Origin of the sequence: Diaphorobacter sp. LI3 (assembly GCF_022807955.1) — a bacterium.
In the GTDB taxonomy this organism is placed as follows: Bacteria; Pseudomonadota; Gammaproteobacteria; order Burkholderiales; family Burkholderiaceae_C; genus Diaphorobacter; species Diaphorobacter nitroreducens.
The window spans coordinates 921,374-947,353 of sequence record NZ_CP094346.1; the positions used below are offsets into that span (position 1 = coordinate 921,374).

Consider the following 25,980-nt stretch of genomic DNA (forward strand, 5'->3'; position numbering starts at 1 on the left):
CAAAGCCGCCGGCCTGTCATGCCCGGCCGGCTCCAAGTGACCGTATCAGGCCGCGGCCAGCAGCCGGGTGGGCATGGGCGACGGCAGTGCGTGCGCCAGTTCACCCGGCAGGCGAAAGCGGCTGACCTGCGCCGCCAGCTCATGGGCCTGGCCGCGCAAACTCTCGGTGGCGGCCGCGGACTCTTCCACCAGGGCCGCGTTCTGCTGGGTCATCTGGTCCAGCCGCGACAGGGCCGAGTGGATGGAGAGGATGTCCTGCTGCTGCGCATGGTGGCTGGAGCGTATGTCGGCCATCGTGCGCGCGGCGTCCTGGATGGCCGCCACCACCTGCGCCATGGTGCGCCCCGCATCAGCGGCCAGGGTGGCGCCGGCATCCACCTGCTGCACGGACGCCTGGATTAGCGCCTTGATCTCGCGCGCGGCCTCGGCCGAGCGGTTCGCCAGGCTGCGCACCTCGCTGGCCACCACCGCGAAACCGCGGCCCTGTTCGCCGGCACGTGCGGCTTCCACCGCGGCGTTCAACGCCAGGATGTTGGTCTGGAACGCGATCGAGTCGATCATGCCCGTGATGTCGCCGATCTGGTGCGCGCTGTGCGCCACTTGCTGCATGGTCTGCTCCATGCGCGTCACCACGTTGCTGCCTTCGTGCGCGGTGGCTGCCGCCTGTGCGGCGCGTGCCTCGGCATGCTCGGCGGTCTCGGCCGATTGTTGAACGGCGCGTGTCACATGCTCCAGCGCGGCGGCCGTTTCCTGCAGGCTGGCTGCGGCCTCCTCGGTGCGGGTGGACAGGTGGGCGTTGCCGTTGGCCATCTCGGACGAAGCCGTGTGCAGGCTGTGCACGGAGGTGCTCACCTGTCCCGCCAGGCTGCGCAGCGCGGACTGCATGACCGACAGGGACGTCAGCATGTGCCCGGTTTCGTCCCGGTCGTGGCCCACGATGTCCTGGCGCAGGTCCAGCCCCGCAACACGCTGCGCGGTGTCGCTGGCCAGTGCAATGGGCCGCGTGATGCTGCGCACCAGCCACAGCGCGAGCAGGGTGCCCAGCACCAGGGACAGGCTGCCGAACGCCAGCAGCGACCAGCGCGCCTGCTGGCTCCAGCCGCCCACGGCCAGGGCGGCCGTGTCGATGGACTGGCGCTGCGACTGCGTGAGCGCATCCAGCGACCCCAGCAATGCCTGGGACGCGGGCAGGAAGCGTTCGCCATACACCTGCTGAATACGTGACGTGAGGCCGAAGTCGCGTGCCTGCACCAGTGCGGCCTGGGCCTCGTGGAAGTCGACGGCCCGCGCCTTCACGCGGGACAGCAGTTCCTCGTCGGCTGTGCCGGCCAGCCGCTGCGCCAGGGTGGCTACCAGCCTGTCGTACTGCTGCTGCGTAGCGGCAATGTCGGCGCCGATGGCTTGCCCCACCTCGGGTTCTGAACTCAACGCCACGGCCTTGTAGCGCTCGGCATTGATGGCCTGCAGCCGATAGGCGTCGGCCACCAGCCGTTCGTTGGCCACGCTGTGCTGAACCATGTCGTCGGTCGACTGGCCGATGTGCCGCAGCGACCACACGCCGATGGCCGAGCCGACCAGACTCAGCGCCAGCACCGTCATGAACAGGCCCAGCAGCCGGCGACCCAGCGGGCCGATGGAAAGAGAGCGGGTAGGGGAAGAAGAGAAGGACATGCGCGTGTTCGGGGTGAGCAAAGCCCTAGGGCCGAACCGCACTATGGACAAAGATTGTGACAATATGTTTTCTAGGCATGCCTTGCCGCGTTCCCTAAGCCCCATCTCACCAGAGACAACGGGACCGTGATTACCCTGCCTTGGGATTGAGCGCTTGCAACATACAGTTGCATTCCGGTCCGCCCACGAGGCGGTATCTCTGCCATGGCGTGGAACTTGCACACGCCGGTCATCATGTTCAGCAAAGGAATGCCATGAGGGTTCTGGGGCAGCTTTCCATTCGCGCGCGGCTGTATTTCGCCACGACTTTTTCCCTGGTCCTGCTGACTGCAGTGGGCGCTCTGGGCTACGTTGCGCTCGACCGCTCGCGCACCACGCTGCAAGAGCTGTTTGCGCGCCAGGTGCAAACGCTCACCGACATGGCCGAACTTCGCACCGGCTTGGGGCACCTGCGCCGCGCCGAGAAGGACATCATCATCAACTTCAACAACGCCGTGGAGGTGCAGGCGCTGCGTGAGGGCTGGAGCCGCCAATTGGATGCGCTGCGCAAGAGCATGGCGCAGGTGCGCGAGGTGCAGGCCGGCAACGTGGAATTCACCGGCGCACTGGACAAAGCGCTGGCCGAGGTCGGGCAGTACGAAGGCGGGCTCGTGCCGATCTTCGACCAGATCGAGCGCGCCCTGCTTGATGGCGCGGGTGCGGGGGCGTATGCCGAGCGTTTCAAGGCCCACATGGACACCACCGATGCCCTGCTGGCCAGCCTGGCCACGCAGGCGCGCGGCCACATGGAAGAGGCTCGCGCCGCCCTGGACCAGCGCACCGCCACCATGTCAACGCTGATTGCTGCAGCCGTGCTGTTGGGGTTGGCGGTGCTCGTTCCGCTGACGTTGTTCAGCGTGCGTTCCATCACGCAATCGCTGGAGCAGGCGCGCGCGCTGGCCGAGCGCATTGCCGCGGGCGACCTGTCGCATGCGGTGCAGTCCCGCCAGCGTGACGAGATCGGCAGCCTCGTCGCTGCCATGGGCCGCATGCAGGATGCGCTGCGCACCCTGGTGGGCCAGGTGCAGCAGGCCGCGGGCAGCATCGCCACGGCCAGTGACGAGATCGCCCTGGGCAACCAGGACCTGAGCCAGCGCACCGAGCAGACCGCCGCCAGCCTGCAGCAGACCGCCTCGTCCATGGAGTTGCTCACCGGCACGGTGCAGCACAGTGCCGAATCGTCCCGCCAGGCCAGCGGGCTCGCGGCCAACGCGGCCGAGGTGGCGGTGCGCGGCGGCGCGGTGGTTGCGCAGGTGGTGCAGACCATGGGCGAGATTTCCGACAGCTCGCGGCGCATCGGCGACATCACGGGCGTGATCGACTCCATCGCGTTCCAGACCAACATCCTGGCACTCAATGCCGCCGTGGAGGCCGCGCGCGCCGGCGAACAGGGCCGGGGCTTCGCCGTCGTGGCCAGCGAGGTGCGCAGCCTGGCGCAACGCAGCGCCGACGCCGCCAAGGAAATCAAGGCGCTGATCGGCGCCTCCGTCGAGCGGGTGGAGGGCGGCTCGCGCCTGGTGGCGCAGGCGGGCGAGACCATGACCGAGATCGTGGCCAGCGTGCGCCGGGTTTCCGACATCGTGGCCGAGATCACCAGCGCGGCCGCCGAGCAGGCGGGCAGCATTGGCCAGGTGGGCCAATCGGTCAGCCACCTGGATCAGATGACGCAGCAGAACGCCGCGCTGGTGGAAGAGTCCGCAGCCGCGTCGCAGTCGCTGCGCGACCAGGCGGGCCGACTGACCGAGGCGGTCAGCCGCTTCAAGCTGCAGGGCGGCGCGCCGCAGCCGAGGGCCGTGGCGTTGGCGCGCGCAACCACCGCTCCGGAAATGGCGGAGAAGGACGTTGGCTTGCCCGCGCTTGCTGCGTAGGGAAAGGCCCCAGAGGCAAGGGCCGCGTTCAGTCGTTCAGTAACTGCGCCCGGCCTTGTACATGGCGTGCTGGCGCCGCGTGAGCTGCGCGACCTCGCCCACGCGGGCCATGGCCGCGCCGGCGTGCGCGTGGGTGATGGCCAGGCCCAGGGCGTCGGCGGCATCGGTGCCCGGCAGGCCGGGCAACTCCAGCAGACGGCGCACCATCTCCTGCACCTGCGACTTGGCCGCGCGGCCGTGGCCTACCACGGCCTTCTTCATCTGCAGCGCGGTGTATTCGGCCACGGGCAGGTTGGCATTCACCAGCGCGGTGAGCGCCGCGCCGCGCGCCTGGCCCAGCAACAGCGTGGACTGCGGGTTGACGTTGACGAAGATGATTTCCACCGCCGCCGTGCTGGGCTGGTAGCGCGCGGCCACCTCGCTCACGCCGTCGAACAGCACCTTGAGCCGGCCCGGCAGGTCCCCCAGCGCGAGGCCCGTGGCGCGCCCCGTGGTGCGGATGGTGCCGCTGGCCACGTAGCGCAGGCGATGGCCGTCCACGTCCACCACGCCGAAGCCCGTGGTCTGCAGTCCGGGGTCGATGCCAAGGATTCTCATGGACTATTAAATTTATAGCTGTTCGCGATTGCTGCTATTGGTTTTGAGGCCGATTTTGCTTGTATGAATGACACGTGGTTCAGGGCAACTCGCTGCGCCCCATGCGCGCCAGCAGCGCGCGCGTGCGCCCGGCCAGGTAGGCGGAGCCGGGCGCCTTCTCGAAGCGTTTGGGTGCCGGCAGCATCACGGCCAGGCGCGCGGCCTCGGGCGCGGTGAGCTGGCGTGCGCTCTTGCCGAAGTAGCGCTGCGCGGCGGCCTCGGCGCCGAACACGCCTGCCCCCCATTCCACGTTGTTCAGGTAGATCTCCAGGATGCGCTGCTTGGGCAGGAGCTGCTCCAGCGCCAGGGTGAGCACGAATTCCTGCCCCTTGCGCACCAGGTTGCGCTCGCCCGACAGCAGCAGGTTCTTGGCCAGTTGCTGGGTGATGGTGGAGCCGCCGCGGATCTTGGGCGCACGCCCCGTGGCCGACGGCCGGGCGGCCAGTTGCGCCTCGATGCGCGCATTGCGCTCCCAGGCCTTTTCGATGGCATCCCAGTCCACGCCGTCGTGGTTGACGAAGTTGTCGTCCTCCGATGCGACCACCGCGCGCTTGAGGTGGTCGGATATCTGTGCGTACGGCACCCACTGCTGGCGCCAGCGCACGCCGCTGCCTTGGGACCATTGCGCCCAGGCCTCGGACCGCTGGAACGTGGTGGATTCCGGGTCGATCACCGCCATGGCCGCGATGCGCGCCACGAAGAACAGCTGCAGCGCCAGCAGTGCCAGCAGCACCAGCATGCACCAGCGCAGTGCGCCCCGCATGCCTCAGGCCCCCGCGGCGATGGCCGCGCGCAGCTCCTGCAGCACCGGGGCCGACGGCGGGCGCACGCCGCGCCAGAGCAGGAACGCCTCGGCCGCCTGCTCCACCAGCATGCCCAGTCCGTCGCGCGCGGTGGCGCCGTGGGCCGTGGCCCAGTCCAGAAAGGGCTGCGCCGCGGGGCCGTACATCATGTCGTAGGCCAGGCTCCCGGGGCGCAGCACGCTGGCGGGCACGGGCACCGGGCCGCCTTCCAGGCTGCTGGCCGTGGCGTTGATGATCACATCGAAATCGGACCCTGGCGCTTGCATGTCCAGCGCCAGTAGCTCTGTTTTTTGTAGCACTGCGAGCGCGGCGTGGCTGTCCACCAGTGCCTGGGCGCGCGCGGGCGTGCGGTTCACGACGGCGATGCGCCGGGGGTGCTGCCGCAGCAGCGGGCCCAGCACGCCGGCGGCCGCGCCGCCCGCGCCCACCAGCAACACGTCGCGCCCGGCGAGTGGAGCGCCAGCGCCTTGCGTGATGTCGGCCACCAGGCCCAGGCCGTCGGTGTTGTCGGCATGGATGCTGCCGCCGTCGAACACGAGGGTATTGGCCGCGCCGGCCAACTGCACGCGCTCGCTGCGCGTGGTGGCCAGTTGCGCGGCCTCCAGCTTGAACGGCACGGTGATGTTGCAGCCGCGCCCGCCTTCGGCGGCGAAGCTCTGCAGCGCCTGGGCGAAGCCGTCCAGCGGAACCAGGCGGCGCTCGTAGTGCAGCGACTGGCCCGTCAGTTGGGCAAAGCGCGCGTGGATCCACGGCGAGCGGCTATGGGCGATGGGGTTGCCCATCACGCAGTAGAGGTCGGCGGCGGCGGTCATCAGCGCAGGTCGGTTTCCAGGGTCTGGTCGCGCGTGAACTTGAAGCGCGAGACCACGGCGATCTGATCGGCCTTGGCGCGCATCGCCGGGCCGAAGTGGCCAAAGGGCCCCGCGGCGCGGGCGATGGCCTCGGCGCGGCGGTCCAGCAGGCGGTTGCCCGAGCCCTGCACCACCTCGGTGGCCAGCACGCGGCCGTCATGGTTCACGGTCAGGATCATGATCAGCTCGCCGTAGAGCTTCTTGCCGCCCTGCTCGGGGAAGTTCTGCGTGCCCTTGTCCTCGACCTTGCGGCGCAGCGCGTCGTAGTACACGGCGTACACCTCTTCGCGCGTGGCGGGGCTGATGTAGCGCTTGCGCGGGCGGGCGTTTTCCTCGTTGATGCGCTTTTCGATCTCGGCCAGCAGCTTCACCAGCTGGCGGCGCTTTTCGTCCTGGGCCTGGCTGTCGGTGCTCTGGCTGGGCTTGCGCGGGTCGGGCTCGGGCAGCACGGCGAGCTGCTTGCGCAGCTGGGCCAGCATCTGGGTCTGCTGCTCCAGCATCTGGTCCATCTTGCGCTGGGCTTCTTCCAGGTCGTCGCCGATCGTGGTGAGGGCCGAGTAAGGCAGGGGGCTGGTGGCGCGTCCCTTGGCGGCCTCGCCGCCACCGGCCAGCGACGCCTGCGCGATGGCCTGCGCCTTGTCGGGGCGCTCGTTGGACTGCGCGTTGACCAGGATCACCTCCAGCGGCGTGTCCTGGAACACGCGGTTGAAGCTCTCGGGGTCCACGAAGCGCACCGTGAGCAGTGCGGCATGCACGGCGATGGAGACGCCCAGCGCGATCTGCAGCGTCGTCAGGCGTTGAAGCAGGGTGGAGATTTTCATCGTCGGGCCGCCATCACTGCAGGCCGCGGCGCCCCTGTGGGGCGGCGCGCTGCATGGCGGTGGAGCAAGGGAGCGGTTGTCACGGCGCCCGATTATCAGCGGTGCCGCCGGCGCCCTCGCCCTCGGCCTCGTTGACATCGACCGCGATGGCGATCGGGCCGGCCACGGCCTCCTCGTCGCCCTCGTCCTCGTCCACCGGGCCGTCGTCGCTGGCATCCAGCGGGTCGTCCAGGCGCGCCACCAGGGTGCCCGCCACGTCCAGCGTGATCTCGTCGATCTCGCCGAGCTTGACGCGCACGCGTGCGCCGCGCGGCAGCTGCTGCGCGCCCAGCACGGGCAGCACCAGTGGCAGGGTGTCGGCGCGCACCAGGAAGCTGCCGTTCGGCCCTTCCTTGAACACGGTGGCGTCCAGCTCGGTGATCTGGTTCTGCTGCAGGTACTTGAGCGTCCAGAAGCGCTCCATGCCAGCCTGGTAGCCGTTGTAGGCGCTGTAGGCGGCATCGAAACTGCTGATGATGGAGAACAGCTCCGCGTCCTTGGGCTTGAACGGTGCGGCCAGTGCAGCGGTCTTGCCGTGGCGCGCGCAGGCAATGATCTGCCACTGGTTCACCAGGTCCACGTAGCGGCGCAGCGGCGAGGTGGCCCAGGCGTAGCTCTTCACGCCGATGCCGGCGTGCGGCAGCGCCTTGGTGGACATGCGCACCTTGACCCCCGGCGCCAGGCTGGCCTGGCTGCGGTAGATGCCGGGCACGCCGTGCTCGGCCAGCATGTTGCCCCAGGTGCTGTTGGCGACGATGGCGGCCTCGGCCACGATCAGGTCCAGCGGCGCGCCGCGCTTGCGGGTGGTGATGTCCACCGTTTCGCTGCCGTTGGGCTCGGCGCCGTCGTTGCGGGGCTTGTGGGCCCCCACGCTTGCCGCTTCGCTGGCTGCGCTGCCCCCCGCGGGGGCGTTCGCGCCTTCGGGCGGCCGGGCGGCGCTCAGCCGGAAGGTGTAGTCGGGGCGGTTGAAGGTTTCGGGCTTGCCGCGCACGACTTCGCGCTGGGCCTTGAGCTGCTTGGCCAGTCGGTGCAAAAAGGAGAGCTGCTCGCGCAGATCCAGCAAGGCCTGTGGCGTGTTTTCATGTTGAATGGTTGGGTCGGCCAACCACTCTTCCGTCACGATGTGGTCGAGCTGGTCGTGGCGCAGGTTCACCGTCACGGGCACGCGCTCCAGGCGCGTCTCGGTGGCGGTAATGGCCAGCGTGGCCTCGTCGATCGTCACATACAGCGACACGGCCGGGTTGGCGCGGCCCTCGTCCAGCGTGTAGATCTGCACCACCTCGTCGGGCAGCATGGTGATCTTGTAGCCCGGCATGTAGACGGTGGACAGGCGCGTGCGCCCCAGCTTGTCCAGGTCGCCCCCGGGTTGGATCGCCAGGCCCGGCGCTGCAATGTGGATGCCCAGCGTCACGGTGCCGGTGCCCAGGCCCTGTACCGACAGGGCGTCGTCGATCTCGGTGGTGGCCGAATCGTCGATGGAATAGGCCTGCACATCCGCCAGCGGCAGGTCGGCCGGCGGCTGGGGTGCCGCCAGCTGGGGAAAGCCCGTGCCCTTGGGGAAGTTGTCGAACAAAAACCGCTTCCAGTGGAACTGGTAGCTGGAGTCGATCGCACCCGCGGCCTGCAACAGGTCCAGCGGAGCCTTCTGCGCGCTGCGGCTGGCCTCGACCACGGCCTTGTACTCGGGCGCGTTCTTGTCGGGGCGGAACAGAATTTTGTAGAGCTGCTCGCGCACGGGTTGCGGGCAGGTGCCGGCGACGAGTTCGGCGGCCCAGGCGTCGATCTGCGCCTGAATCTGCTTTTTCTTCTCGATGGCGGCGAGGGCCTGCTGCAGCACCTCGGCCGACGCCTTGCGAAAACGCCCCTTGCCCGCGCGGCGGAAGTAGTGCGGCGCCTCGAAAAGCGCCACCAGCATGCCAGCCTGCTCGGTCACTGGCGCCTGGGCAGAAAAATAGTCGCGCGCCAACTCGGCGAAGCCGAACTCCTCCTCGGGCGCGAACTCCCAGGCCAGCGGAAGCTCCACGCCGGCGGCGATCTCGCGCGCCTGCGCCAGCAGCTCGGCCGGGGCGGGCTTGTCGAACTTCAACAGGATGTTGGCGGCCTTGACCTTGACGCGTTTACCCGAGTCGAGCTCAATCTGTGCCGAGCTTTCGGCTTCGGAGAGGATGCGGCCGGCCAGGAACTTGCCGGCTTCGTCGAACAGTGCATGCATAGGGGCGCGATTTTCCCATGGCGGCGGGCAGCGCCCCTGTTCGTGGCAGGTGATTGCGGGTGTTTGTCACGCCAGGCCTTCGGCGTGCGTCCAATGGGCAAAGGGTCTCAACGAAAGCGAGGCGAGCCATGCACCCATCCGAGGACTTACCGCAGGCGGCGGTTGTCACTGCCACCCCCATCGCCGACCGTGCGGCGGACGCGGCCTTGGTGACACGCGCCCTCGCCGGCGAGGCGGGAGCCTTCGCCGCCATCATGCGGCGCCACAACCGGCTGATGTTTCGCGCCGCGCGCGGCGTGGTGCATGACGACGCCGAGGCGCAGGACGTGGTGCAGGAGGCCTATTTGCGCGCCTTCACGCGGCTGCGGGCCTTCCGCGGCGATGCCGCGCTGGGCACCTGGCTGGCGCGCATCTGCCTGCGCACGGCCTTGGACGTCTTGCGCCGGCGTGCGCGCAGCGTGGCCATCGACCCCGCGCAGGCCAGCGACCAGGAGCCGCAGCCGGAGGATGCCATGTCCTATTTCGCCCCGCCCGACGACGCGCCCGACCAGGCACTTGCGCGTGCCCAGTTGCGCGCCCTGCTGGAGTCGGCCGTGCACAGCCTGCCGCCGCTGTACCGCAGCGTGTTCCTCCTGCGTGCCGTGCAGGAGATGAACGTGCAGGAGGCGGCCTTCTGTCTGGACATCAGCGAAGAGCTGGTGCGCACCCGCTACCTGCGCTCGCGCGCCATGTTGCGCGACGCGCTGGGCGCGCGGGTGGAAGCCTGCGCCGACAGCGTCTTTCCGTTTGCGGGCGCGCGCTGCGACCAGGTCGTGCAGCAGGTGCTGGACGCACTGGCGCGGCGCGGGCTGCTGGCCTGACGGGCCGGCGCCACCCCGCCCACGCCTATGGCCCGTGCGCCGCTGCGCGCCGCGCCGATTACCCGCGCCGCCGGCGCGGCACTTGTCCCTTTCTTCAAGGAGATGACCATGAACCACTCTTCCTTCCTCTTGACTCCTTCTTCCGCGCTGCTCGCGCGCCGCCGCACGGTGGGCGCGGCCGTGCTCTCGGCCTCGGCCGTGGCCCTGCTGGGCGGGCGCGACGCGCTGGCCGCTGGCGCCAAGACCGATGCGCGACAGCACGAGGCCGACGTGCGCATCCTCAACACCGCACTGGCGGCGGAGTACGAGGCCGTGGCCGCCTACCAGGTGGGCGCCGAGAGCGGTCTGCTCACCTCCGGCGTGCTGCCGCTGGCGCAGCAGTTCCAGGGCCACCACAAGGAGCATGCCGACGCGATCGCCGGCGCCGTGCAGAAGATGGGCGGCAAGCCCGTGCAGGCCAAGGCGCAGTACGGCTTGCCGACCGACAAGCTCAAGGCCGAAGCCGACGTGCTGCGCTTTGCCGCCGGACTGGAGCGCGGCGCCGTGTCGGCCTACCTGGGCGCGGTGCCGCTGTTTGCCGACCGTGCCCTGGCGCAGGTGGCCGCCAGCATCCTGGGCGACGAGGCCATGCACTGGGCCGTGCTGCGCCAGGCCCTGGGTGAGGCGCCGGTGCCCTCGGCGTTCATGTCATGACCCGAGTCCAGGCGGGTGGGCGTAGGCGGGCCTGGGCATTGGTGGGCGGATTGGCGCTTGGTGCTGCGGGCATGGCGGTCGCCGGGCCCGCACCGGCAACGCCAGCGCCGGCCGCGCCCCAGCCCATGGCGCCTGACGCAGCCCAGCTGGCGCGCGGCCAGCAGATCTACGCGCGCTGCGCGGGGTGCCACGCCATCGAGGGCCACCGCACGGGACCGCAGCACTGCGGCCTGTTCGGCCGCCGCGCGGGCACGGCGCCGGGGTTCGACGGCTACTCCCCGGCCATGAAGGCCAGCGGCATCGTCTGGGACGAGCGCACGCTGCAGCGCTTCCTGAAGGACCCGCCAGCCACCGTGCCCGGCACGTCCATGGGCTACGCAGGCGTGAAGGACGATGGCGAGCGTGCGGCGCTCATCGCCTGGCTGCGCCAGGCCACGCAGCCGGGGAGCGCCTGCACGCCCAGGTAGTCCATTGCTCTGCCTTTGATAGCTACCAGCGATTGCTGCAAAAGCGCTGGAGGCATTTTTGGCTTGAAGTGCGGCTGGTGCCATGGCGGCGCCTATGATGGGCGCCACCATGACGTCCACCATCGCCTTTGCGCCACCGCCCCGCCATGCGTCCTGATTTCGCGCCGCTGGCGATTTTGGCGATGGCGCTGCCCTTCGTCTTTGGCATTACCGAGGCTCCGTATTCCAACTTTTGGCCGCTGCTGGCCAGCGGCGCCTGCGCCTGGCTGCTGGCGGCGCTGGCTTGGTGCGGCGCCTGGCGTCCCAGTGCCGCGCGCCTGGGCGCCCATCTGGCGGCGGGTCTGCTGCTGGCGGCGCTGGTGGCCGCGGCCATCGGCCTGGTGCAGTTCTTCATGGGCGACCCGGGGTGGGCGCCGTGGGTGCATGCCTCCAGCCCGGGCCTGGCCTTCGGCAACTTGCGCCAGCGCAACCAGCAGGCCACGTTGCTGGCGCTGGGCGTGTGGGCGCTGCTGTGGTGGGTGGCGCGCCTGCAGGAGCAGGTGGACGGCAACCCGGTGCTGGGAGGGCGCGGCGCGCGCTGGCCGGTGCTGGCGGCGGTCGCGGTGCCCTGGGCCATGGTGCTGCTGGCCACTGCGGGCGCGGCCACGGCCTCGCGCACGGGGGCGCTGGAGTGGCTGGTGGTGTTGGCGCTGCTCGCCGTGTGGCGGCGCAGCAGCGGCGCACTGGCGCTCGGCATGGCCGGCGTGGGGCTGGCGGTTTATGCGGTGGCCGCGTGGGGCTTGCCGCAGCTGTTGCTGCGGTGGACGGGCATGCGCATGGACGGCCTGTTCATGCGGGTGGCCGATGGCTCCCAGACCTGCGTCGGCCGCGCTACGCTGTGGTCCAACGTGCTGGAGCTGATCGCCCAGCGGCCATGGGCCGGCTGGGGCTGGGGCGAGCTGGACTACGCGCACTACATCCACCCGTTTGCGGGAGAGCGTTTTTGCGTGCTGCTGGACAACGCCCACAACCTGCCGCTGCATCTGGCAGTGGAACTGGGCCTGCCGGCTGCGCTGCTGCTGTGCGGCGTGCCGCTGTGGGCCGCGCTGCGCGCGCGCCCCTGGCGCGAGGCGCAGCCCCACCGCCAACTGGCCTGGGGCGTGCTGGCCCTTGTGGGCGTGCACAGCCTGCTGGAGTTCCCGCTGTGGTACGGGCCGTTCCAACTGGCCACCGCGCTGGCCGTGCTGGTGCTGCTGGCGCCCTGGCTGTCGCGTGCGGCGCGCTGGCGCCCCGTGGGTGCGGTGGTGGCGGGCGTGGCACTGCTGGCGGCACCGGCCATGGGGTTCGTGCTGGTGCGCGACTACGCGCGCGTGAGCGTGCTGTACCGTCCCACGGCCGAGCGGCCCGCGGCGCTGCGCGCGCTGACGGCTGCCGACGTGGCGCGGCAGGTGTGGTTCTTCCGTGCGCCAGCGCAGTTCGCGCAACTCACCACTGCGGTGGTCACGCCCGCCAATGCGGCCGAGATGCATGCCCTGGCGTTGCAACTGCTGCACTACTCGCCCGAGCCGCGCGTGATCGAGAAGCTCATCGCCAGCGCGCGGCTGCTGGGCCGCGAGGACGAGGTGGCGCTGCACACCGACCGCTACCGCCGCGCCTATCCGTACGACTTCGGGCGCTGGCAGCGCGGCCAGCCTTCCGGTGGCCCACCGCTGGAGCGCTGATCAGACCAAGTCGCAGAACGCCAGCACCTCGGGCAGGTGCCGGGCGAAGTCGCTCAGCGCGTGGTCGCCGCCGGGCAGTACGCGCTGGGTGGCTTGCGGGTAGCGCGCGACCATCTCGCGCCAGTCCAGCAGTTCGTCACCCTGCGCGGCGATCAGCAGCTCCGGCCCCGCGGGCGGCAGGTGGCGCACGTCCAGCGCCTGCAGCTCGGCGATGTACTCGGGGCGGAAGAAGAACCGCTCTTCGGGGTTGTGCCATGCGGTCTGCTCGCCGATGTAGCGTTCCAGGTCGCGCGCGGGGTGGACGGCGGGGTTGAGCAGCACGCTGGTACAGCGCGCCTGTTGCGCCACCCAACTGGCGTAGTAGCCGCCGAGCGACGAGCCGACCACCGCCATGCCCGGTCCCTGCGGCCAGTCGGCGATGCCGCCTGCGACCAGCGCCATCGCCGCGCGCGGCGAGGGGGGCAGCTGTGGGCACCAGAACGTCACGCCCGGGTGGTGCTGGGCCACGTGCGCGGCCACCTGGCGGGCCTTGGTGGACTGGGGCGAGGAGCGAAAGCCGTGCAGGTACAGCAGGTGGGTGGTGGGCATGGCTGTCAGCGTCGGCGCTGTCGAAAGGCAAATGCCGGTTCGGCGGCGGTTTTTAGTGGATGATGCGTGGATCTTGTAGCCAGCTTACGCCATGCCCGATTCCGTTTCCCGTCCGGCCACCCTGGGCGCTGCAGCGGGCGCCATGCCCGCTCGCCAGCGCCTGGGGCGATTCGAGTTGCAGCACGTGCTGGGCCGGGGCGCGCAGGCGACCGTGTGGCTGGCGCGGGACACGCGCCTGCACCGCGAGGTCGCGGTCAAGTGGCTGGCCGACGGCGGCGACGCGCAGGCGCAGGAGCAGTGGCTGCGCGAGGCGCGCCATGTGGGCCGGCTGTCGCACCCGCGCATCGTGCCGGTGTTCGAGGCCGACGTGCACGAAGGCCAGCCCTACCTGGTGTTCGAATATGTGCCGGGCTGCACGCTGGCCGAGCATCTGGCGCATCAGGGCCGCTGTGCGGTGCACGACGCGGTGGAGCTGATGGTGGACCTGCTCGAAGGACTGCAGGCGGCGCGAGAGGCCAAAACATCCGAAAAACTGCGTCGTTCAGAGCAGCATGGCAAATTACGACGGCTTGTTCAGCGTAGCCTTAAATCGCGCTGGAACAGCGCGGGGCTGCTGGCGTTGTAATGCGCCAGGTACAGCGCCGCCATGGCGTGGCGCTGCTTGGCGCTGAGCGCGGTGATGGGCAGCAGGCGGGCGGTGTGGTGCATGGGGCTCAGCAGGCGCTGCATGCGGGGCGGGTTCAGGGTTTTATCGGCGGGCTGGCGGCTCAGGCAGGGTGGTTTCCAGCGTCAAGGCGGCGTTGTGGCTTTCCCAGGTGCCGTCGGGCAGTTTGTCATGCACGGTGACGAACAGCAGCGTCAGCCCCGCCTGGCGCGGTCGGAAGCTGAACTTGCCTTGCGTGTCCGCGCGCAAGTTGCTGTTGCGCACGTTTTCCACGTCGTACAGGTCTTCCACGCGGTGCTGGCGATAGTGCTCGTTGTCCTCGGCCACCACGATGCGTGCGCCAGGCACGGGCTGGCCGTTTTTCAGCACTTGCAGCGGTAGCTGGCCGCCCGCGTGCAGCGTGTGCGGAGAGGCCAGGGGAATGATTTCCACCCCTTGCCCCAATGGGCGCGGCGTGTAACGCGGCTGGCCTTTGGCCAGGTAGGCGTCGGCGCGGCTGAAGTACTGCATGCGGGTGGGCCGGCCGCTGTGGCGGGCCATGTCGTCGGCAAAGTACAGCTTGCCTTCGGCTGTTTCCAGTGCCTTGTACAGCGGGCCTTTGCGCACGCCGGTGGTGATGCGGTAGGTGCCGTCAGCTGTCAGCGCTGGGGTGAGGTATACGGCAGCCGGTGTTTTGGCGGTGGGCGTCAGCGGCTGTACGCTGCCGTCGGGCTGCACGAGTGCGAAGTGCGGCGAATCCATGGCGAAGTCGGCCTGAAATGGCAGCTCGGTAAAGGCCGATTCCACTTGCAGCCGCGCATGTTCAACCTGGAACTGGTTCGGCTTGAGAAAAGGCACGTGCGCTTGCGCAGCCGCGCCTGACAGACACAGGGTTAGGGCAGCAAGGAAGGGGTGAAATGCATTCATACTGATATTGTTTGGATAGTTGGCTGCTGTACGAATGGACGGCTAAACAAGTCTGCTTTCTTTCTTGTTGTGTATGGCACCTTGTCGCAGGCACTGTGGGAGTTTATCGGATCGGGCTCAGCGACTGGAAGACCTGGGTGTCGGCGTGGCGCGTGTGTGGAGCCTGCCCGATTCCCTGCAGCGCTGCATACGACCGCCGCAGCGCCCGCCCGAGGGCGTGGAGCGGTTGCGCTGGGTGGGACGTGCCGCGAACGAGGCGGCCACCATCATGCTGCAGCATGAGCCGGAACCCGCCGGCGCCCGCCTGCAGCAGCTGGCGGCGCACTATGCGGTCGCTTTCTCGATGACGCAGCAGGAGTTCGTCAAGGCCACGGTGCTGGCACGCGAGCAGCTCATCGCCATGGCCGACGCCCTGGACTTGCGCGTGGACAAGGGCTCGCCCGCGGCGCGACTGCTGGCTCCGCCCGCCGCCCTGGATGCGCCGCCGGTATGGGCCGACCCGGCCACGGGCCATGAGCTGCATTACGACGCCCTGCAGACCCTGCCCTTGACGCTGGCGCAGTCCACTGATGCGGCGCCTGCCGCCAGCCAGGCGGCCGAGGTGCTGGCCGCTGGCATCCAGGAGGTCAGCAACGCCATGGTGGAGGACTTCCGCCTCAATGACATCGTGCGCATGGTGCTGGAAACCATGCTGCGTGCCCTGGGCGCGCGGCGCATCGTGTTCTGCCTGCGCGAGGTCAAGACCGAGCGCATGACCGGGCGTTTCGGACTGGGCGAGGGCCGCGCAGACGCCGTGCGCGCCCTGGCCGTGCCCCTGAAGGACGCGGATGACCTGTTTGCCGCCGTGTGCCAGCGGGGCGCCGATACCCTGATTGCCGACGCCACCGAGGAGCGTGTGCGAGCGCGTCTGCCGGCATGGTTCCTCGGCAGCTTCGATGCCACCAGCTTTCTGCTGCTGCCGCTGTCGATCAAGCAGCGTCCCTTTGCTCTCATCTATGCCGATCATGAGCGCCCTGGCGGCCTGGTGGTGGACGACAAGATGCAGGGGCAGCTGCGCACGTTGCGCAACCAGCTGGTGCTGGCGTTTCGCCAGGCCGACTGATGCCTAGTCCTGGAATCACGCAGGGGGCCTGGCCTGGCGCCCGATAATCGCGCCCCATGGCCGCCGCATTCGACAAACCTTCCCTGCCGCAACGCCTCCTGCCGCTGCTGCGCGGCTTTGACTGGCCGCTCATCTTGCTGCTGCTGGCGTTGTCATCCATCGGCCTGGTGGCCATGTATTCGTCGGGTTTCGACCACGGCACGCGCTTTTACGACCATGGCCGCAACATGCTGCTGGCCGCGGGCATCCTGTTCGTGGTGGCCCAGGTGCCGCCGCAGCGGCTGATGATGCTGGCCGTGCCGTTGTACACGCTGGGCGTGGCGCTGCTGGTGGGCGTGGCGCTGTTCGGCATCACCAAGAAGGGGGCGCAGCGCTGGATCAACGTGGGTGTGGTGATCCAGCCCAGCGAGCTGCTGAAGATCGCCACCCCGCTGATGCTGGCCTGGTGGTTCCAAAAGCGCGAGGGCCAGTTGCGTGCGCTGGACTTCGTGGTGGCGGGGGCGCTGCTCATGGTGCCCGTGGGCCTGATCATGAAACAGCCCGACCTGGGCACCTCGCTGCTGGTGATGGCCGCGGGGCTGTCGGTGATTTTCTTTGCGGGCCTGCCCTGGAAGCTGGTGGTGCCGCCGGTGCTGCTGGGCGCGGTGGGCATTGCGCTCATCGTCTGGTTCGAGCCGCAACTGTGCGCCGAGGGCGTGCGCTGGCCGGTGCTGCACGACTATCAGCAGCAGCGCATCTGCACGCTGCTGGACCCCACGCGCGATCCGCTGGGCAAGGGCTTTCACATCATCCAGGGCATGATCGCCATCGGCTCGGGCGGCGTGTGGGGCAAGGGGTTCATGGCCGGCACGCAGACGCACCTGGAGTTCATTCCGGAGCGCACGACCGACTTCATCTTCGCCGCGTTTTCCGAGGAGTTCGGCCTGGTGGGTAACCTCACCCTGATCGTCTGCTTTGTGCTGCTGGTGTGGCGCGGGCTGGCGATTGCGGCCAATGCCAATACGCTGTTCGGGCGCCTCATGGCGAGTGCCGTGGCGATGATCTTCTTCACCTATGCCTTCGTGAACATGGGCATGGTCAGCGGCATCCTGCCCGTGGTGGGGGTGCCGCTGCCGTTCGTCAGCTACGGCGGCACGGCCATGGTCACGCTGGGGCTGGCGCTGGGGGTGCTGATGTCGGTGGCACGCGCACAGCACCAGCCCGAGCAGGGGCCGCCGCGGGCGCGGTAGCGGGGCTGCGGAGGGAACCTGCGTGCACGCAGGGTCTAGGGCGCCTGCCTACAATCGGCCGATGATTTCCCGCGAACCCACCATCGAACGCCTGGGCCTGGCCCGTGAGCTGCTGCTCACCCCCTTCGGCCTGGACGAGTCCCACCTCTCCCGCGCCCTGGCGGAGATCCGCGCGCACCGCGTGGACGACGCCGACCTGTACTTCCAGTACACGCGCAGCGAAGGCTGGAGCCTGGAAGAGGGCATCGTCAAGACGGGCTCGTTCTCCATCGACCAGGGCGTGGGCGTGCGCGCGGTGAGCGGCGAGAAGACGGCCTTCGCCTACTCGGACGATATTTCCGAGGCCTCGCTGCTCGACGCGGCCCGTACCGTACGGTCCATTTCGGCTGCGGATAAGGTGGGACGTGCGCGAATAGCTACAAAAAAGATAGCAAACAGCCGTTCGCTGTACCCGCACATCGACCCCATCGCCTCGATGGACAGCACCGACAAGGTGCGCCTGCTGGAGCGCGCCGAGCAATGTGCCCGCGCCAAGGACCCGCGCGTGGTGCAGGTCATGGCGGGCCTGGCCAGCGAGTACGACGTGGTGCTGGTGGCGCGTGCCGATGGGCTGATGGCCGCCGATGTGCGCCCGCTGGTGCGCCTGTCGATCACCGTCATCGCCGAGCAGAACGGCCGCCGCGAGGTGGGCTCGGCCGGCGGGGGCGGGCGCTTTGGTCTGGCCTATTTCACCGACGAGCAGATCGGGCAGTATGTCCATGAAGCCGTGAATGCTGCGTTGGTCAACCTCGAGTCGCGCCCTGCGCCCGCGGGCGAGATGACCGTGGTGCTGGGCCCCGGTTGGCCCGGTGTGCTGCTGCACGAGGCCGTGGGCCACGGGCTGGAGGGCGACTTCAACCGCAAGGGGTCGAGTGCCTTCAGCGGCCGCATCGGCCAGCGCGTGGCGGCCAAGGGCGTCACCGTGCTGGACGATGGCACGCTGGCCGACCGCCGCGGCTCGCTCAACGTGGACGATGAGGGCCACGCCACGCAGCGCAACGTGCTCATCGAGGACGGCATATTGAAGGGCTACATCCAGGACGCGATGAATGCGCGCCTCATGGGTGTCAAGCCCACGGGCAACGGCCGGCGCGAGAGCTATGCCCACATCCCCATGCCGCGCATGACCAACACCTACATGCTGGGCGGCGACAAGGATCCGCAGGAAATCGTCGCCAGCATCAAGAAGGGCCTGTACGCCACCAACTTCGGCGGCGGACAGGTGGACATCACCAGCGGCAAGTTCGTGTTCTCCGCGAGCGAGGCCTACTGGGTGGAAAACGGCAAGATCCAGTACCCCGTGAAGGGCGCGACCATCGTCGGCAGCGGCCCGGAGTCGCTCAAGAAGGTGACCATGATCGGCAACGACCTGCGCCTGGACAGCGGTGTGGGCACCTGCGGCAAGGAAGGCCAGAGCGTGCCCGTGGGAGTGGGCCAGCCCACCATGCGCATCGATGGCCTGACGGTGGGCGGCACGGCCTGAGCGCCGCGGCCGGTTGTGTGCCATGCCCGCGCCACTCTCCAGCCGCCCGCAGACTTTCACCGATCCGGACCGTAACCCGCACGGCGGCGAGGCGGACGAGGACGCGCGTGCGCTGCGCGACAGCCTGGGCGAGCTGGCCCAGCATATCGAGGCCGCCACGCGCGCGCGCCGGGGGCAGCTGGGGCCCGAGGCCGTGCGGCGCAGCGCAGAGGCGCTGGCGCATTGCGCAAGGCGCCACCAGTTGCACCTCACTGGCATGGGGTCGGCCTGGCATGCGCTGTATGAATTCGGTGTCTACCAGCGCGCGTTGCGCGAATTGCGCGATGCCCTGGCGCAATGGCAGCAGGCCTTGCAGCAGCGCAGCCCCTCTGAGGCCGAGCGCTTCAATACTTTCGAGCGGCAGGCCTGGCGCACGCTGGGAGAGGCGCGGCTGGTGCTCGACATCTATATGCAGGGCGACCCCTGCATGGAGCGATCGGCGCCCGACACCCGGCCTGCCGCGGAACGTCCGCCGCGTGCGCCACTGCTGGCGCGCCTGCGCCGGTGGTGGTTCGAGGGACGGCATCCGTAAGCGGTTGTAGCGCGACGGCAACACGGTGCCTATGTTGCGGTGCCGCAATACGTGCTACATTGGTTCGCATGTCAGTTCACGGCGCGTTTTACTTTTACTTTTGGTTCTCTGTCCCTGGCGGATGAGAGGTACGCGCGCACCCAGACTGAGCCCCCTTCTCTAAGAAACCGCCGAAGCTGAAAAGCCCGGCGGTTTTTTGTTATCTGTTCTCCGTTTTCCATCTTCACCCCCCACACACCCGAGAGGAAGCACCCATGAACGCCCATGTCTCCAGCAGCGATGCCTGGTATCCCAACGTCGAGAAAACCAGCGAAACCGACGACCAACGCATCAAGGACATCACCGTGCTTCCTCCTCCAGACCACCTGATTCGCTTCTTCCCGATCCGCGGGTCGGAGGTGGAGTCGCTGATTGCCAACACACGCCGCAGCATCCAACGCATCATGAGCGGCGAGGACGACCGGCTGCTCGTCATCATTGGCCCCTGTTCGATCCACGACCCGCACGCCGCGGTGGACTATGCGCGCAAGCTCAAGGCAGTGCGTGAGCAGTACAAGGATCAACTGGAAGTGGTGATGCGCGTGTACTTCGAGAAGCCCCGCACCACCGTGGGCTGGAAGGGCCTGATCAACGACCCCTACCTGGACGGCAGCTACCGCATCGACGAGGGCCTGCGCATCGCGCGCCAGCTGCTCATCGACATCAACCGCCTGGGCGTGCCGGCGGGCAGCGAGTTCCTGGACGTGATCTCGCCCCAGTACATCGGCGACCTGATCAGTTGGGGCGCCATCGGCGCGCGCACCACCGAAAGCCAGGTCCACCGCGAGCTGGCCTCCGGCATTTCGGCCCCCATCGGCTTCAAGAACGGCACCGACGGCAACATCCGCATCGCCACCGATGCCATCCAGTCCGCCAGCCGCGGCCACCACTTCCTGTCGGTTCACAAGAACGGCCAGGTGGCCATCGTGCACACCGCGGGCAACAAGGATTGCCACGTGATCCTGCGCGGCGGCAAGGCGCCCAACTACGACGCAGCCAGCGTTGCCGCGGCCTGCAAGGACCTGGAGGCCGCCGGCCTGCCGGCGTCGCTGATGGTGGACTGCAGCCATGCCAACAGCAGCAAGCAGCACGAGAAGCAGCGCGATGTGGCGCGCGACATCGCCGCACAGATCGCGGGCGGCTCGCGCAGCGTGTTCGGCGTGATGGTGGAAAGCCACCTGCAGCCCGGAGCGCAGAAGTTCACGCCGGGCAAGGACGATGCCACGGCGCTGGAATACGGCAAGAGCATCACCGATGCCTGCCTGGGCTGGGACGACTCCGTTGCCTGCCTGGCCGAGCTGGCGGCCGCCGTGCAAGCGCGGCGCGTGCGCTGAAGCGGGCGCGGTGTAAGCTCGCGGCATGGGAATGGCGCGGCCGCGCCGTCCCGTTCACCCGTCAACACTATTCCATCAAGAGGCGAGACAGCTCATGCACAGCGAAGTATTGGTCACCCTGAGCCCCGATCAGGAATTCCGTCTGGACGCGCAGGGGGGACAGCCCCTGTCGCACGAGGACGCGCGCCGCTGGCTGGACGATGAATTTCTACGCCTGGAATGCGAGCCGCTGCGCGCCAGCGGCAAGGTGCTGCTGGCCGACAAGGTGCTGACCGTGGCCCGCGCCGCGGGGGCGACGCTGCTGGCCGATCCTGCATGGTCCGGCCAGTTTGCCCGCGCCACCGTCGCTGCGCTTGCCAGGCCCGTCGTGCGCGTGGACGTGCCGGGCATGGCTGTCAGCTTCTAAGTCTCAAGCCAAAAAGGCTGCTAGCGCTTATTAATCAAGCGATAGCAGCTATTGTTTTGATAGCTCTGCGAGCAGTTGGGCGTGCACTCCGCCAAAGCTGCCGTTGCTCATGCAGACGATGTGGTCGCCCGGCTGCACCGCCGCGCGGATCTGGCCCACCAGCGTGGGCAGGTCGCCCGCCGTCTGCGCGCGCGCACCCATGGGGGCCAGCGCCGCAGCGGCGTCCCAGTCCAGGCCGGCGGTATGGCAGAAGGCCAGGTCGGCCGGCTCCAGCGCCCAGGGCAGTTGCGCCTTCATGGTGCCCAGCTTCATGGTGTTGCTGCGCGGCTCGAACACCGCCAGGATGCGCCCGCGGCCTTCGCTCTTGGGGCCCACGCGCCGGCGCAGTCCGTCCAGCGTGGTGCGCAGCGCCGTGGGATGGTGCGCAAAGTCGTCATAGACAGCGATGCCCCGCACCATGCCGCGCAGCTCCATGCGGCGCTTGACGTTCTCGAAGCGCGCCAGTGCCTCGGCCGCCTGGACCGGCGTCACGCCCACATGCTCGGCGGCCGCGATGGCAGCGAGGGCATTGAGCTGGTTGTGCACGCCCGTCAGCGCCCACTGCACGCGTGCCACTGTGCGGCCCCGCTGCAGCACCTCGAAATCGTGCGGCTCGCCTTGCGCGCCGAAGTCGCTCACCGCGGTGCCAAAGTTGGCCACGCCGCTCCAGCAGCCGGCGTGCAGTACGCGTGCCAGGCTCTCCTCCAGCCCGTTGACCACCACGCGGCCCGAGGGCGGCACCGTGCGCACCAAGTGGTGGAACTGCCGTTCGATCTGGCCCAGGTCGTCAAAGATGTCGGCGTGATCGAACTCCAGGTTGTTCAACACGGCGGTGCGGGGGCGGTAGTGCACGAATTTGCTGCGCTTGTCGAAGAACGCGGTGTCGTACTCATCCGCCTCGATCACGAACAGCGGCGCCGTGGCGAGCGGTCCTGGCCCGGCCAGGGGCCGTACGGGTGCGCCCAGACGCGCGGATACGCCGAAGTTCATCGGCACACCGCCCACCAGGAAGCCGGGCGCCAGGCCCGCGCATTCCAGAATCCAGGCCAGCATGGACGTGGTGGTCGTCTTGCCGTGCGTGCCGGCGACGGCCAGCACATGGCGGCCCTGCAGCACATGCTCGGCCAGCCATTGCGGCCCGCTGGTATAGGGCGCGCCCGCGTCGAGGATGGCCTCCATCAGCGGAAACTTCGGCGTGCCGTCCGCCAGCCGCGCGCGGCTGACCACGTTGCCCACCACGAACATGTCAGGCTTCAGCGCGAGCTGGTCGGCGCCATAGCCTTCGATCAACTCTATCCCCAAGGCGCGCAACTGATCGCTCATGGGAGGGTAGACGCCGGCGTCGCAGCCGGTGACACGGTGGCCCGCCTCGCGCGCCAGCGCGGCCAAGCCGCCCATGAACGTGCCGCAGATGCCCAGGATGTGTATATGCATGGCTCCTGATTCTATGGACCTCGGTGGAACCTCCAGGATTTATGAGAAAAATGGTTCTAACGCGCGTTGATCAAGCGCGAACAGCTATCGAATAAGGAGCAAATGGCGGATGCATGGTGCATTGCCCCTGCGGCGGGTGCGCCGTCACGGTTGCGTCAACGGTATTGCGGGGCATTGGGGCGACAATGGACGTCCTGCGTTCTGGACCGTGCCGCCATGCAAAACGCCCTTGCCATCGAAATCGCCAATGCCGCAGCCCGCCTGGTGGTCGAGGAGGGGCTGGAGTGGGGGGCGGCCAAGCGCCGCGCGGTCAAGGAACTGGGGCTGCCCCAGCGCACGCCGCTGCCCGACAACGACCTCGTCGAGGACGCCGTGCGGGAGTACATCGGCCTGTTTTGCGCCGATACCCAACCCTCCGAACTGCGGGCGCTGCGCGAATTGGCGCTGGTGTGGATGCAACGCATGCAGGACTTCCGCCCCTACCTGGGCGGTGCGGTCTGGCACGGCACGGCCACACGGCTGTCCGACATCTACCTGGCGCTGTTCTGCGACGATCCCAAATCGGCCGAGATTGCCCTCATCGACCACCATGTGAATTACGAGCCGCGCACCGTCATGGGTTTCCGGGGCGAGCCGGTCGATGCCTTGAGTCTGAGCAGCCGATCCGCCGCGTTGCACGAAGAGATCGGCGTGCATCTGCTGATCTATGACCTGGACGACCTGCGTGGCGCGCTGCGACCCGACGCCCGGGGGCGCGCGCCCCGGGGTGATCTGCAAGCCGTGCGCCGGTTGCTGCAGGAAATGCCTACTTCCACCCTGTCTTCATGAACGAGCCCACTCTTTCCTCTTCGGCGTCTGCCGATTCCGCAAAGGCGCCGAGCGCCCATCCGCTCCGCCGCCGCCGCTGGCTGCTGGTGGGGGCCGGTGCCCTTGCCGCCCTGGGGGGCGCGGGGCTGGCGGCCTGGCGGCTGCGGCCGGGCCCGGTGCAGGAGGGCGTGTCCGACGCCGTTTGGGGCGCGCAGTTTGAAGGCCCGGCGGGCGAAGTGCTGTCCATGGCCGCCTTTCGGGGTCGCCCCCTGCTGTTGAATTTTTGGGCCACCTGGTGCCCCCCGTGCGTGGAAGAACTGCCGCTGCTCAATGCCTTTTATGGGGAACACCGCGCCAAAGGATGGCAGGTTGTGGGCCTGGCGATCGATCAGCCTTCCAACGTGCGCAAATTTCTAGAGCGCATGCCTCTCGATTTCCCAATCGCCTTGGGGGGGCTGGGCGGCACCGACCTGGCACGCGGGCTGGGCAACGAAAAGGGCGGGCTGCCCTTTACCGTACTGTTTGGCGCAAATGGCAGCATTTTGAAGCGTAAAATGGGCCAACTGACGGCGCAGGATCTCCAAGGCTGGTCCACAACGTTGTGAGCGCTTGTGTTTCCTCAATGGAGATAGTGGCAATTGGGGTCGTTTCGGTGAAATAGTCCGAAATTAGGGTAAATTCGCTCCCCATTCCGTTTCTAGCCGTTGGAGCCCCCATGGATTTGCGCAAACTCAAGACCCTCATCGATCTGGTCTCCGAGTCGAATGTTTCTGAACTCGAGATCACCGAAGCCGAGGGCAAGGTCCGCATCGTGAAGAGCGGCGGGGCCGTGGTGCAGCAGTTCGTCGCCGCTCCCGTCCAAACCCCCATGGCCGCCGCGCCCGTAGCGGCCGCGCCCACCGCGCCCGTCGCTGAATTGCCTGCCCCCGCGGCGGCGGCCCCTTCTGGCCATATCGTCAAGTCGCCCATGGTGGGTACGTTCTATCGCGCGTCCAGCCCGGGCGCGAAGCCGTTTGTCGAGGTGGGCAGCAAGGTCAAGGAAGGTGACACGGTGTGCATCGTCGAAGCCATGAAGATCCTGAACGAGATCGAGGCCGACAAGTCCGGCACGGTGACCCGCATCCTGGGTGAGAACGGGCAGGCGGTGGAATACGGGCAGCCGCTGTTCGTCATCGAGTAAGCCGCGCATGAGCGCTTCAGCCCCCGCCGCATGCGCTCGTTGCGCGTGCATGGCAGCACCAGGCGCTGGCGCGGGTTTTTGTCTGCATGCGGCCTTGAGCCGCGAGGCCAACCATGTTTAAGAAGATTTTGGTCGCCAATCGCGGCGAGATTGCCCTGCGAATCCAGCGTGCCTGCCACGAACTGGGCGTGAAGGCCGTGATGGTCTATTCCGAGGCCGACCGCGACGCCAAATATGTCAAGCTGGCGGAGGAGGCTGTGTGCATCGGCCCCGCGCCCTCGCCGCTGTCCTACCTCAACATGCCTGCCATCATTTCGGCGGCCGAGGTGACGGACGCCGAGGCCATTCACCCGGGGTATGGCTTCCTGTCGGAAAACGCCGATTTCGCCGAACGGGTCGAAAAGAGCGGGTTCCAGTTCATCGGCCCGACGCCCGACTCCATCCGCATGATGGGTGACAAGGTGTCGGCCAAGCAGGCCATGATCCGCGCGGGCGTACCCTGCGTGCCGGGCTCCGATGGCGAGTTGCCGGATGATCCGGTGCAGATCCGCCGCATTGCCAAGAGCATCGGTTACCCGGTCATCATCAAGGCCGCTGGCGGTGGTGGCGGCCGTGGCATGCGGGTGGTGCACACCGAGGCGGCGCTGGTCAACGCGGTGCAGATGACCAAGGCCGAGGCGCAGGCCGCTTTTGGCAACCCGGCCGTGTACATGGAGAAATTCCTCCAGAACCCGCGCCATATAGAGATCCAGATACTGGCCGACAAGTACCGCAATGCCGTGTACTTGGGCGAGCGCGACTGCTCCATGCAGCGTCGCCACCAGAAGGTGATCGAGGAAGCGCCGGCACCGGGTATTCCGCGCAAGCTGATCGAGAAGATTGGCGAACGCTGCGTGGCCGCCTGCAAGAAGATCGGCTACCGCGGTGCGGGTACGTTCGAGTTCCTGTACGAGAACGGCGAGTTCTACTTCATCGAGATGAACACCCGCGTGCAGGTGGAGCACCCGGTGACCGAGTGGATCACGGGCGTGGACATCGTGCGCACGCAAATCATGGTGGCTGCGGGCGAAAAACTGCCGTTCACTCAGCGCCAAGTTCAGATCCATGGCCATGCGATCGAATGCCGGGTGAACGCCGAGGACCCCTACAAGTTCATCCCGTCGCCGGGACGCATCACGATGTGGCACGCGCCTGGCGGCCCGGGCGTGCGCGTGGACTCGCACGCCTATACGAACTACTACGTGCCGCCGAATTACGACTCCATGATCGGCAAGATCATCGTGCACGGCGATACGCGCGAGCAAGCCCTGGCGCGCATGCGCACGGCACTGTCGGAAACGGTGATCGAAGGCATCAATACCAACGTGGCGCTGCACCGCGAACTCATGGTGGACGCCAAGTTCGTAGCGGGCGGCACCAACATCCACTACCTGGAGGAGTGGCTGTCGCAGCGCCAGCGCTGATCGCCAGCACTTCTGACCTGCCCGCTGGCATCCGGA

The 25,980-nt window shown here is 68.3% G+C and carries 26 protein-coding genes; 16 read left to right on the plus strand and 10 right to left on the minus strand.

Going from position 1 to position 25,980, the window contains the following annotated elements:
* Positions 1-45: 45 nt before the first annotated feature.
* Complete coding sequence (locus MRB47_RS04290; RefSeq protein ID WP_252101991.1) at positions 46-1,671, minus strand: methyl-accepting chemotaxis protein; 1,626 nt, start codon at positions 1,669-1,671, stop codon at positions 46-48.
* A 254-nt stretch (positions 1,672-1,925) separates the two neighbouring features.
* Here MRB47_RS04290 and MRB47_RS04295 point away from each other — a divergent pair, with 254 nt between their 5' ends.
* On the plus strand, positions 1,926-3,578 hold the full coding sequence (locus MRB47_RS04295; protein WP_252101992.1) for a methyl-accepting chemotaxis protein: 1,653 nt from the start codon (positions 1,926-1,928) through the stop codon (positions 3,576-3,578).
* 36 nt (positions 3,579-3,614) lie between these two features.
* Here MRB47_RS04295 and ruvC read toward each other — a convergent pair whose 3' ends face one another.
* The 5 genes from ruvC to MRB47_RS04320 all read right to left on the minus strand — a co-directional run bounded on the left by ruvC (position 3,615) and on the right by MRB47_RS04320 (position 8,940).
* The gene (gene ruvC / locus MRB47_RS04300; RefSeq protein WP_015914253.1) at positions 3,615-4,175 is read right to left on the minus strand and encodes a crossover junction endodeoxyribonuclease RuvC; all 561 of its coding nucleotides are present in this window, start codon (positions 4,173-4,175) and stop codon (positions 3,615-3,617) included.
* A gap of 79 nt (positions 4,176-4,254) precedes the next feature.
* Positions 4,255-4,977, minus strand: coding sequence for a monofunctional biosynthetic peptidoglycan transglycosylase (mtgA, locus tag MRB47_RS04305; RefSeq protein WP_123676134.1), 723 nt, complete (start codon positions 4,975-4,977; stop codon positions 4,255-4,257).
* A 3-nt stretch (positions 4,978-4,980) separates the two neighbouring features.
* Positions 4,981-5,829, minus strand: a complete 849-nt coding sequence (gene aroE / locus MRB47_RS04310) for a shikimate dehydrogenase (protein ID WP_252101993.1) — start codon at positions 5,827-5,829, stop codon at positions 4,981-4,983.
* Positions 5,829-6,689, minus strand: coding sequence for an energy transducer TonB (locus MRB47_RS04315; RefSeq protein ID WP_015914250.1), 861 nt, complete (start codon positions 6,687-6,689; stop codon positions 5,829-5,831). The genes aroE and MRB47_RS04315 overlap by 1 nt, the downstream gene beginning before the upstream one ends.
* A gap of 79 nt (positions 6,690-6,768) precedes the next feature.
* On the minus strand, positions 6,769-8,940 hold the full coding sequence (locus tag MRB47_RS04320) for a ribonuclease catalytic domain-containing protein (protein WP_088888350.1): 2,172 nt from the start codon (positions 8,938-8,940) through the stop codon (positions 6,769-6,771).
* 128 nt (positions 8,941-9,068) lie between these two features.
* Between MRB47_RS04320 and MRB47_RS04325 the strand changes: the two genes are divergently transcribed.
* The 4 genes from MRB47_RS04325 (at position 9,069) to MRB47_RS04340 (ending at position 12,660) form a co-directional block, all read left to right on the plus strand.
* On the plus strand, positions 9,069-9,800 hold the full coding sequence (locus MRB47_RS04325; RefSeq protein ID WP_252101994.1) for an RNA polymerase sigma factor: 732 nt from the start codon (positions 9,069-9,071) through the stop codon (positions 9,798-9,800).
* A 108-nt stretch (positions 9,801-9,908) separates the two neighbouring features.
* Positions 9,909-10,493 (plus strand): ferritin-like domain-containing protein, encoded by a 585-nt coding sequence (locus MRB47_RS04330; RefSeq protein ID WP_252101995.1) that lies wholly within the window; start codon positions 9,909-9,911, stop codon positions 10,491-10,493.
* A gap of 71 nt (positions 10,494-10,564) precedes the next feature.
* The gene (locus MRB47_RS04335; protein ID WP_371814800.1) at positions 10,565-10,960 is read left to right on the plus strand and encodes a c-type cytochrome; all 396 of its coding nucleotides are present in this window, start codon (positions 10,565-10,567) and stop codon (positions 10,958-10,960) included.
* Between the two features lie 146 nt (positions 10,961-11,106).
* Complete coding sequence (locus tag MRB47_RS04340; protein WP_252101996.1) at positions 11,107-12,660, plus strand: PglL family O-oligosaccharyltransferase; 1,554 nt, start codon at positions 11,107-11,109, stop codon at positions 12,658-12,660.
* Here the strand turns inward: MRB47_RS04340 and MRB47_RS04345 are convergent, their stop codons facing one another.
* A complete protein-coding gene (locus MRB47_RS04345; RefSeq protein ID WP_252101997.1) occupies positions 12,661-13,248 on the minus strand; it encodes a YqiA/YcfP family alpha/beta fold hydrolase in 588 nt (195 codons plus the stop codon). It lies immediately after the preceding gene.
* Positions 13,249-13,339: 91 nt separating this feature from the next.
* On the opposite strand from MRB47_RS04345, the gene MRB47_RS04350 reads away from it, so the two are divergent.
* A complete protein-coding gene (locus tag MRB47_RS04350) occupies positions 13,340-13,873 on the plus strand; it encodes a protein kinase domain-containing protein (protein WP_252101998.1) in 534 nt (177 codons plus the stop codon).
* On the opposite strand, the gene MRB47_RS04355 is transcribed toward MRB47_RS04350, so the two are convergent.
* Both MRB47_RS04355 and MRB47_RS04360 read right to left on the minus strand, forming a co-directional pair.
* Positions 13,822-13,977 (minus strand): hypothetical protein, encoded by a 156-nt coding sequence (locus MRB47_RS04355; protein ID WP_252101999.1) that lies wholly within the window; start codon positions 13,975-13,977, stop codon positions 13,822-13,824. The two genes, MRB47_RS04350 and MRB47_RS04355, sit on opposite strands and share 52 nt — an antisense overlap.
* A 19-nt stretch (positions 13,978-13,996) precedes the next feature.
* The gene (locus tag MRB47_RS04360) at positions 13,997-14,749 is read right to left on the minus strand and encodes a DUF4198 domain-containing protein (protein WP_252102000.1); all 753 of its coding nucleotides are present in this window, start codon (positions 14,747-14,749) and stop codon (positions 13,997-13,999) included.
* Between the two features lie 214 nt (positions 14,750-14,963).
* Between MRB47_RS04360 and MRB47_RS04365 the strand changes: the two genes are divergently transcribed.
* The 6 genes from MRB47_RS04365 to MRB47_RS04390 all read left to right on the plus strand — a co-directional run bounded on the left by MRB47_RS04365 (position 14,964) and on the right by MRB47_RS04390 (position 21,021).
* Positions 14,964-15,920: a hypothetical protein gene (locus MRB47_RS04365; RefSeq protein ID WP_252102001.1), complete on the plus strand. Its 957-nt coding sequence runs from the start codon at positions 14,964-14,966 to the stop codon at positions 15,918-15,920.
* A 56-nt stretch (positions 15,921-15,976) separates the two neighbouring features.
* Positions 15,977-17,149, plus strand: coding sequence for a rod shape-determining protein RodA (gene rodA, locus MRB47_RS04370; protein WP_252102002.1), 1,173 nt, complete (start codon positions 15,977-15,979; stop codon positions 17,147-17,149).
* A 61-nt stretch (positions 17,150-17,210) separates the two neighbouring features.
* Positions 17,211-18,671 carry a metalloprotease TldD gene (gene tldD, locus MRB47_RS04375; protein ID WP_252102003.1) on the plus strand — a complete coding sequence of 487 codons (1,461 nt, stop codon included), beginning with the start codon at positions 17,211-17,213 and terminating at the stop codon, positions 18,669-18,671.
* Positions 18,672-18,693: 22 nt separating this feature from the next.
* Positions 18,694-19,242 carry a hypothetical protein gene (locus MRB47_RS04380; RefSeq protein ID WP_252102004.1) on the plus strand — a complete coding sequence of 183 codons (549 nt, stop codon included), beginning with the start codon at positions 18,694-18,696 and terminating at the stop codon, positions 19,240-19,242.
* A gap of 254 nt (positions 19,243-19,496) precedes the next feature.
* The gene (locus MRB47_RS04385; RefSeq protein ID WP_196994997.1) at positions 19,497-20,615 is read left to right on the plus strand and encodes a 3-deoxy-7-phosphoheptulonate synthase; all 1,119 of its coding nucleotides are present in this window, start codon (positions 19,497-19,499) and stop codon (positions 20,613-20,615) included.
* A gap of 94 nt (positions 20,616-20,709) precedes the next feature.
* Positions 20,710-21,021 carry a hypothetical protein gene (locus MRB47_RS04390; RefSeq protein ID WP_011806738.1) on the plus strand — a complete coding sequence of 104 codons (312 nt, stop codon included), beginning with the start codon at positions 20,710-20,712 and terminating at the stop codon, positions 21,019-21,021.
* Positions 21,022-21,069: 48 nt separating this feature from the next.
* Here the strand turns inward: MRB47_RS04390 and mpl are convergent, their stop codons facing one another.
* Entirely contained in the window at positions 21,070-22,494 is a 1,425-nt protein-coding gene (mpl, locus tag MRB47_RS04395) for a UDP-N-acetylmuramate:L-alanyl-gamma-D-glutamyl-meso-diaminopimelate ligase (RefSeq protein ID WP_252102005.1), read from the minus strand.
* A 216-nt stretch (positions 22,495-22,710) separates the two neighbouring features.
* On the opposite strand from mpl, the gene MRB47_RS04400 reads away from it, so the two are divergent.
* The 4 genes from MRB47_RS04400 to accC all read left to right on the plus strand — a co-directional run bounded on the left by MRB47_RS04400 (position 22,711) and on the right by accC (position 25,944).
* Positions 22,711-23,322: a hypothetical protein gene (locus MRB47_RS04400; protein WP_103737170.1), complete on the plus strand. Its 612-nt coding sequence runs from the start codon at positions 22,711-22,713 to the stop codon at positions 23,320-23,322.
* Positions 23,319-23,906 carry a TlpA family protein disulfide reductase gene (locus MRB47_RS04405; protein ID WP_252102006.1) on the plus strand — a complete coding sequence of 196 codons (588 nt, stop codon included), beginning with the start codon at positions 23,319-23,321 and terminating at the stop codon, positions 23,904-23,906. The genes MRB47_RS04400 and MRB47_RS04405 overlap by 4 nt, the downstream gene beginning before the upstream one ends.
* 110 nt (positions 23,907-24,016) lie before the next feature.
* Complete coding sequence (gene accB, locus MRB47_RS04410) at positions 24,017-24,481, plus strand: acetyl-CoA carboxylase biotin carboxyl carrier protein (RefSeq protein ID WP_011806734.1); 465 nt, start codon at positions 24,017-24,019, stop codon at positions 24,479-24,481.
* A 113-nt stretch (positions 24,482-24,594) separates the two neighbouring features.
* Positions 24,595-25,944 (plus strand): acetyl-CoA carboxylase biotin carboxylase subunit, encoded by a 1,350-nt coding sequence (accC, locus tag MRB47_RS04415; protein WP_011806733.1) that lies wholly within the window; start codon positions 24,595-24,597, stop codon positions 25,942-25,944.
* Positions 25,945-25,980 lie beyond the last annotated feature (36 nt).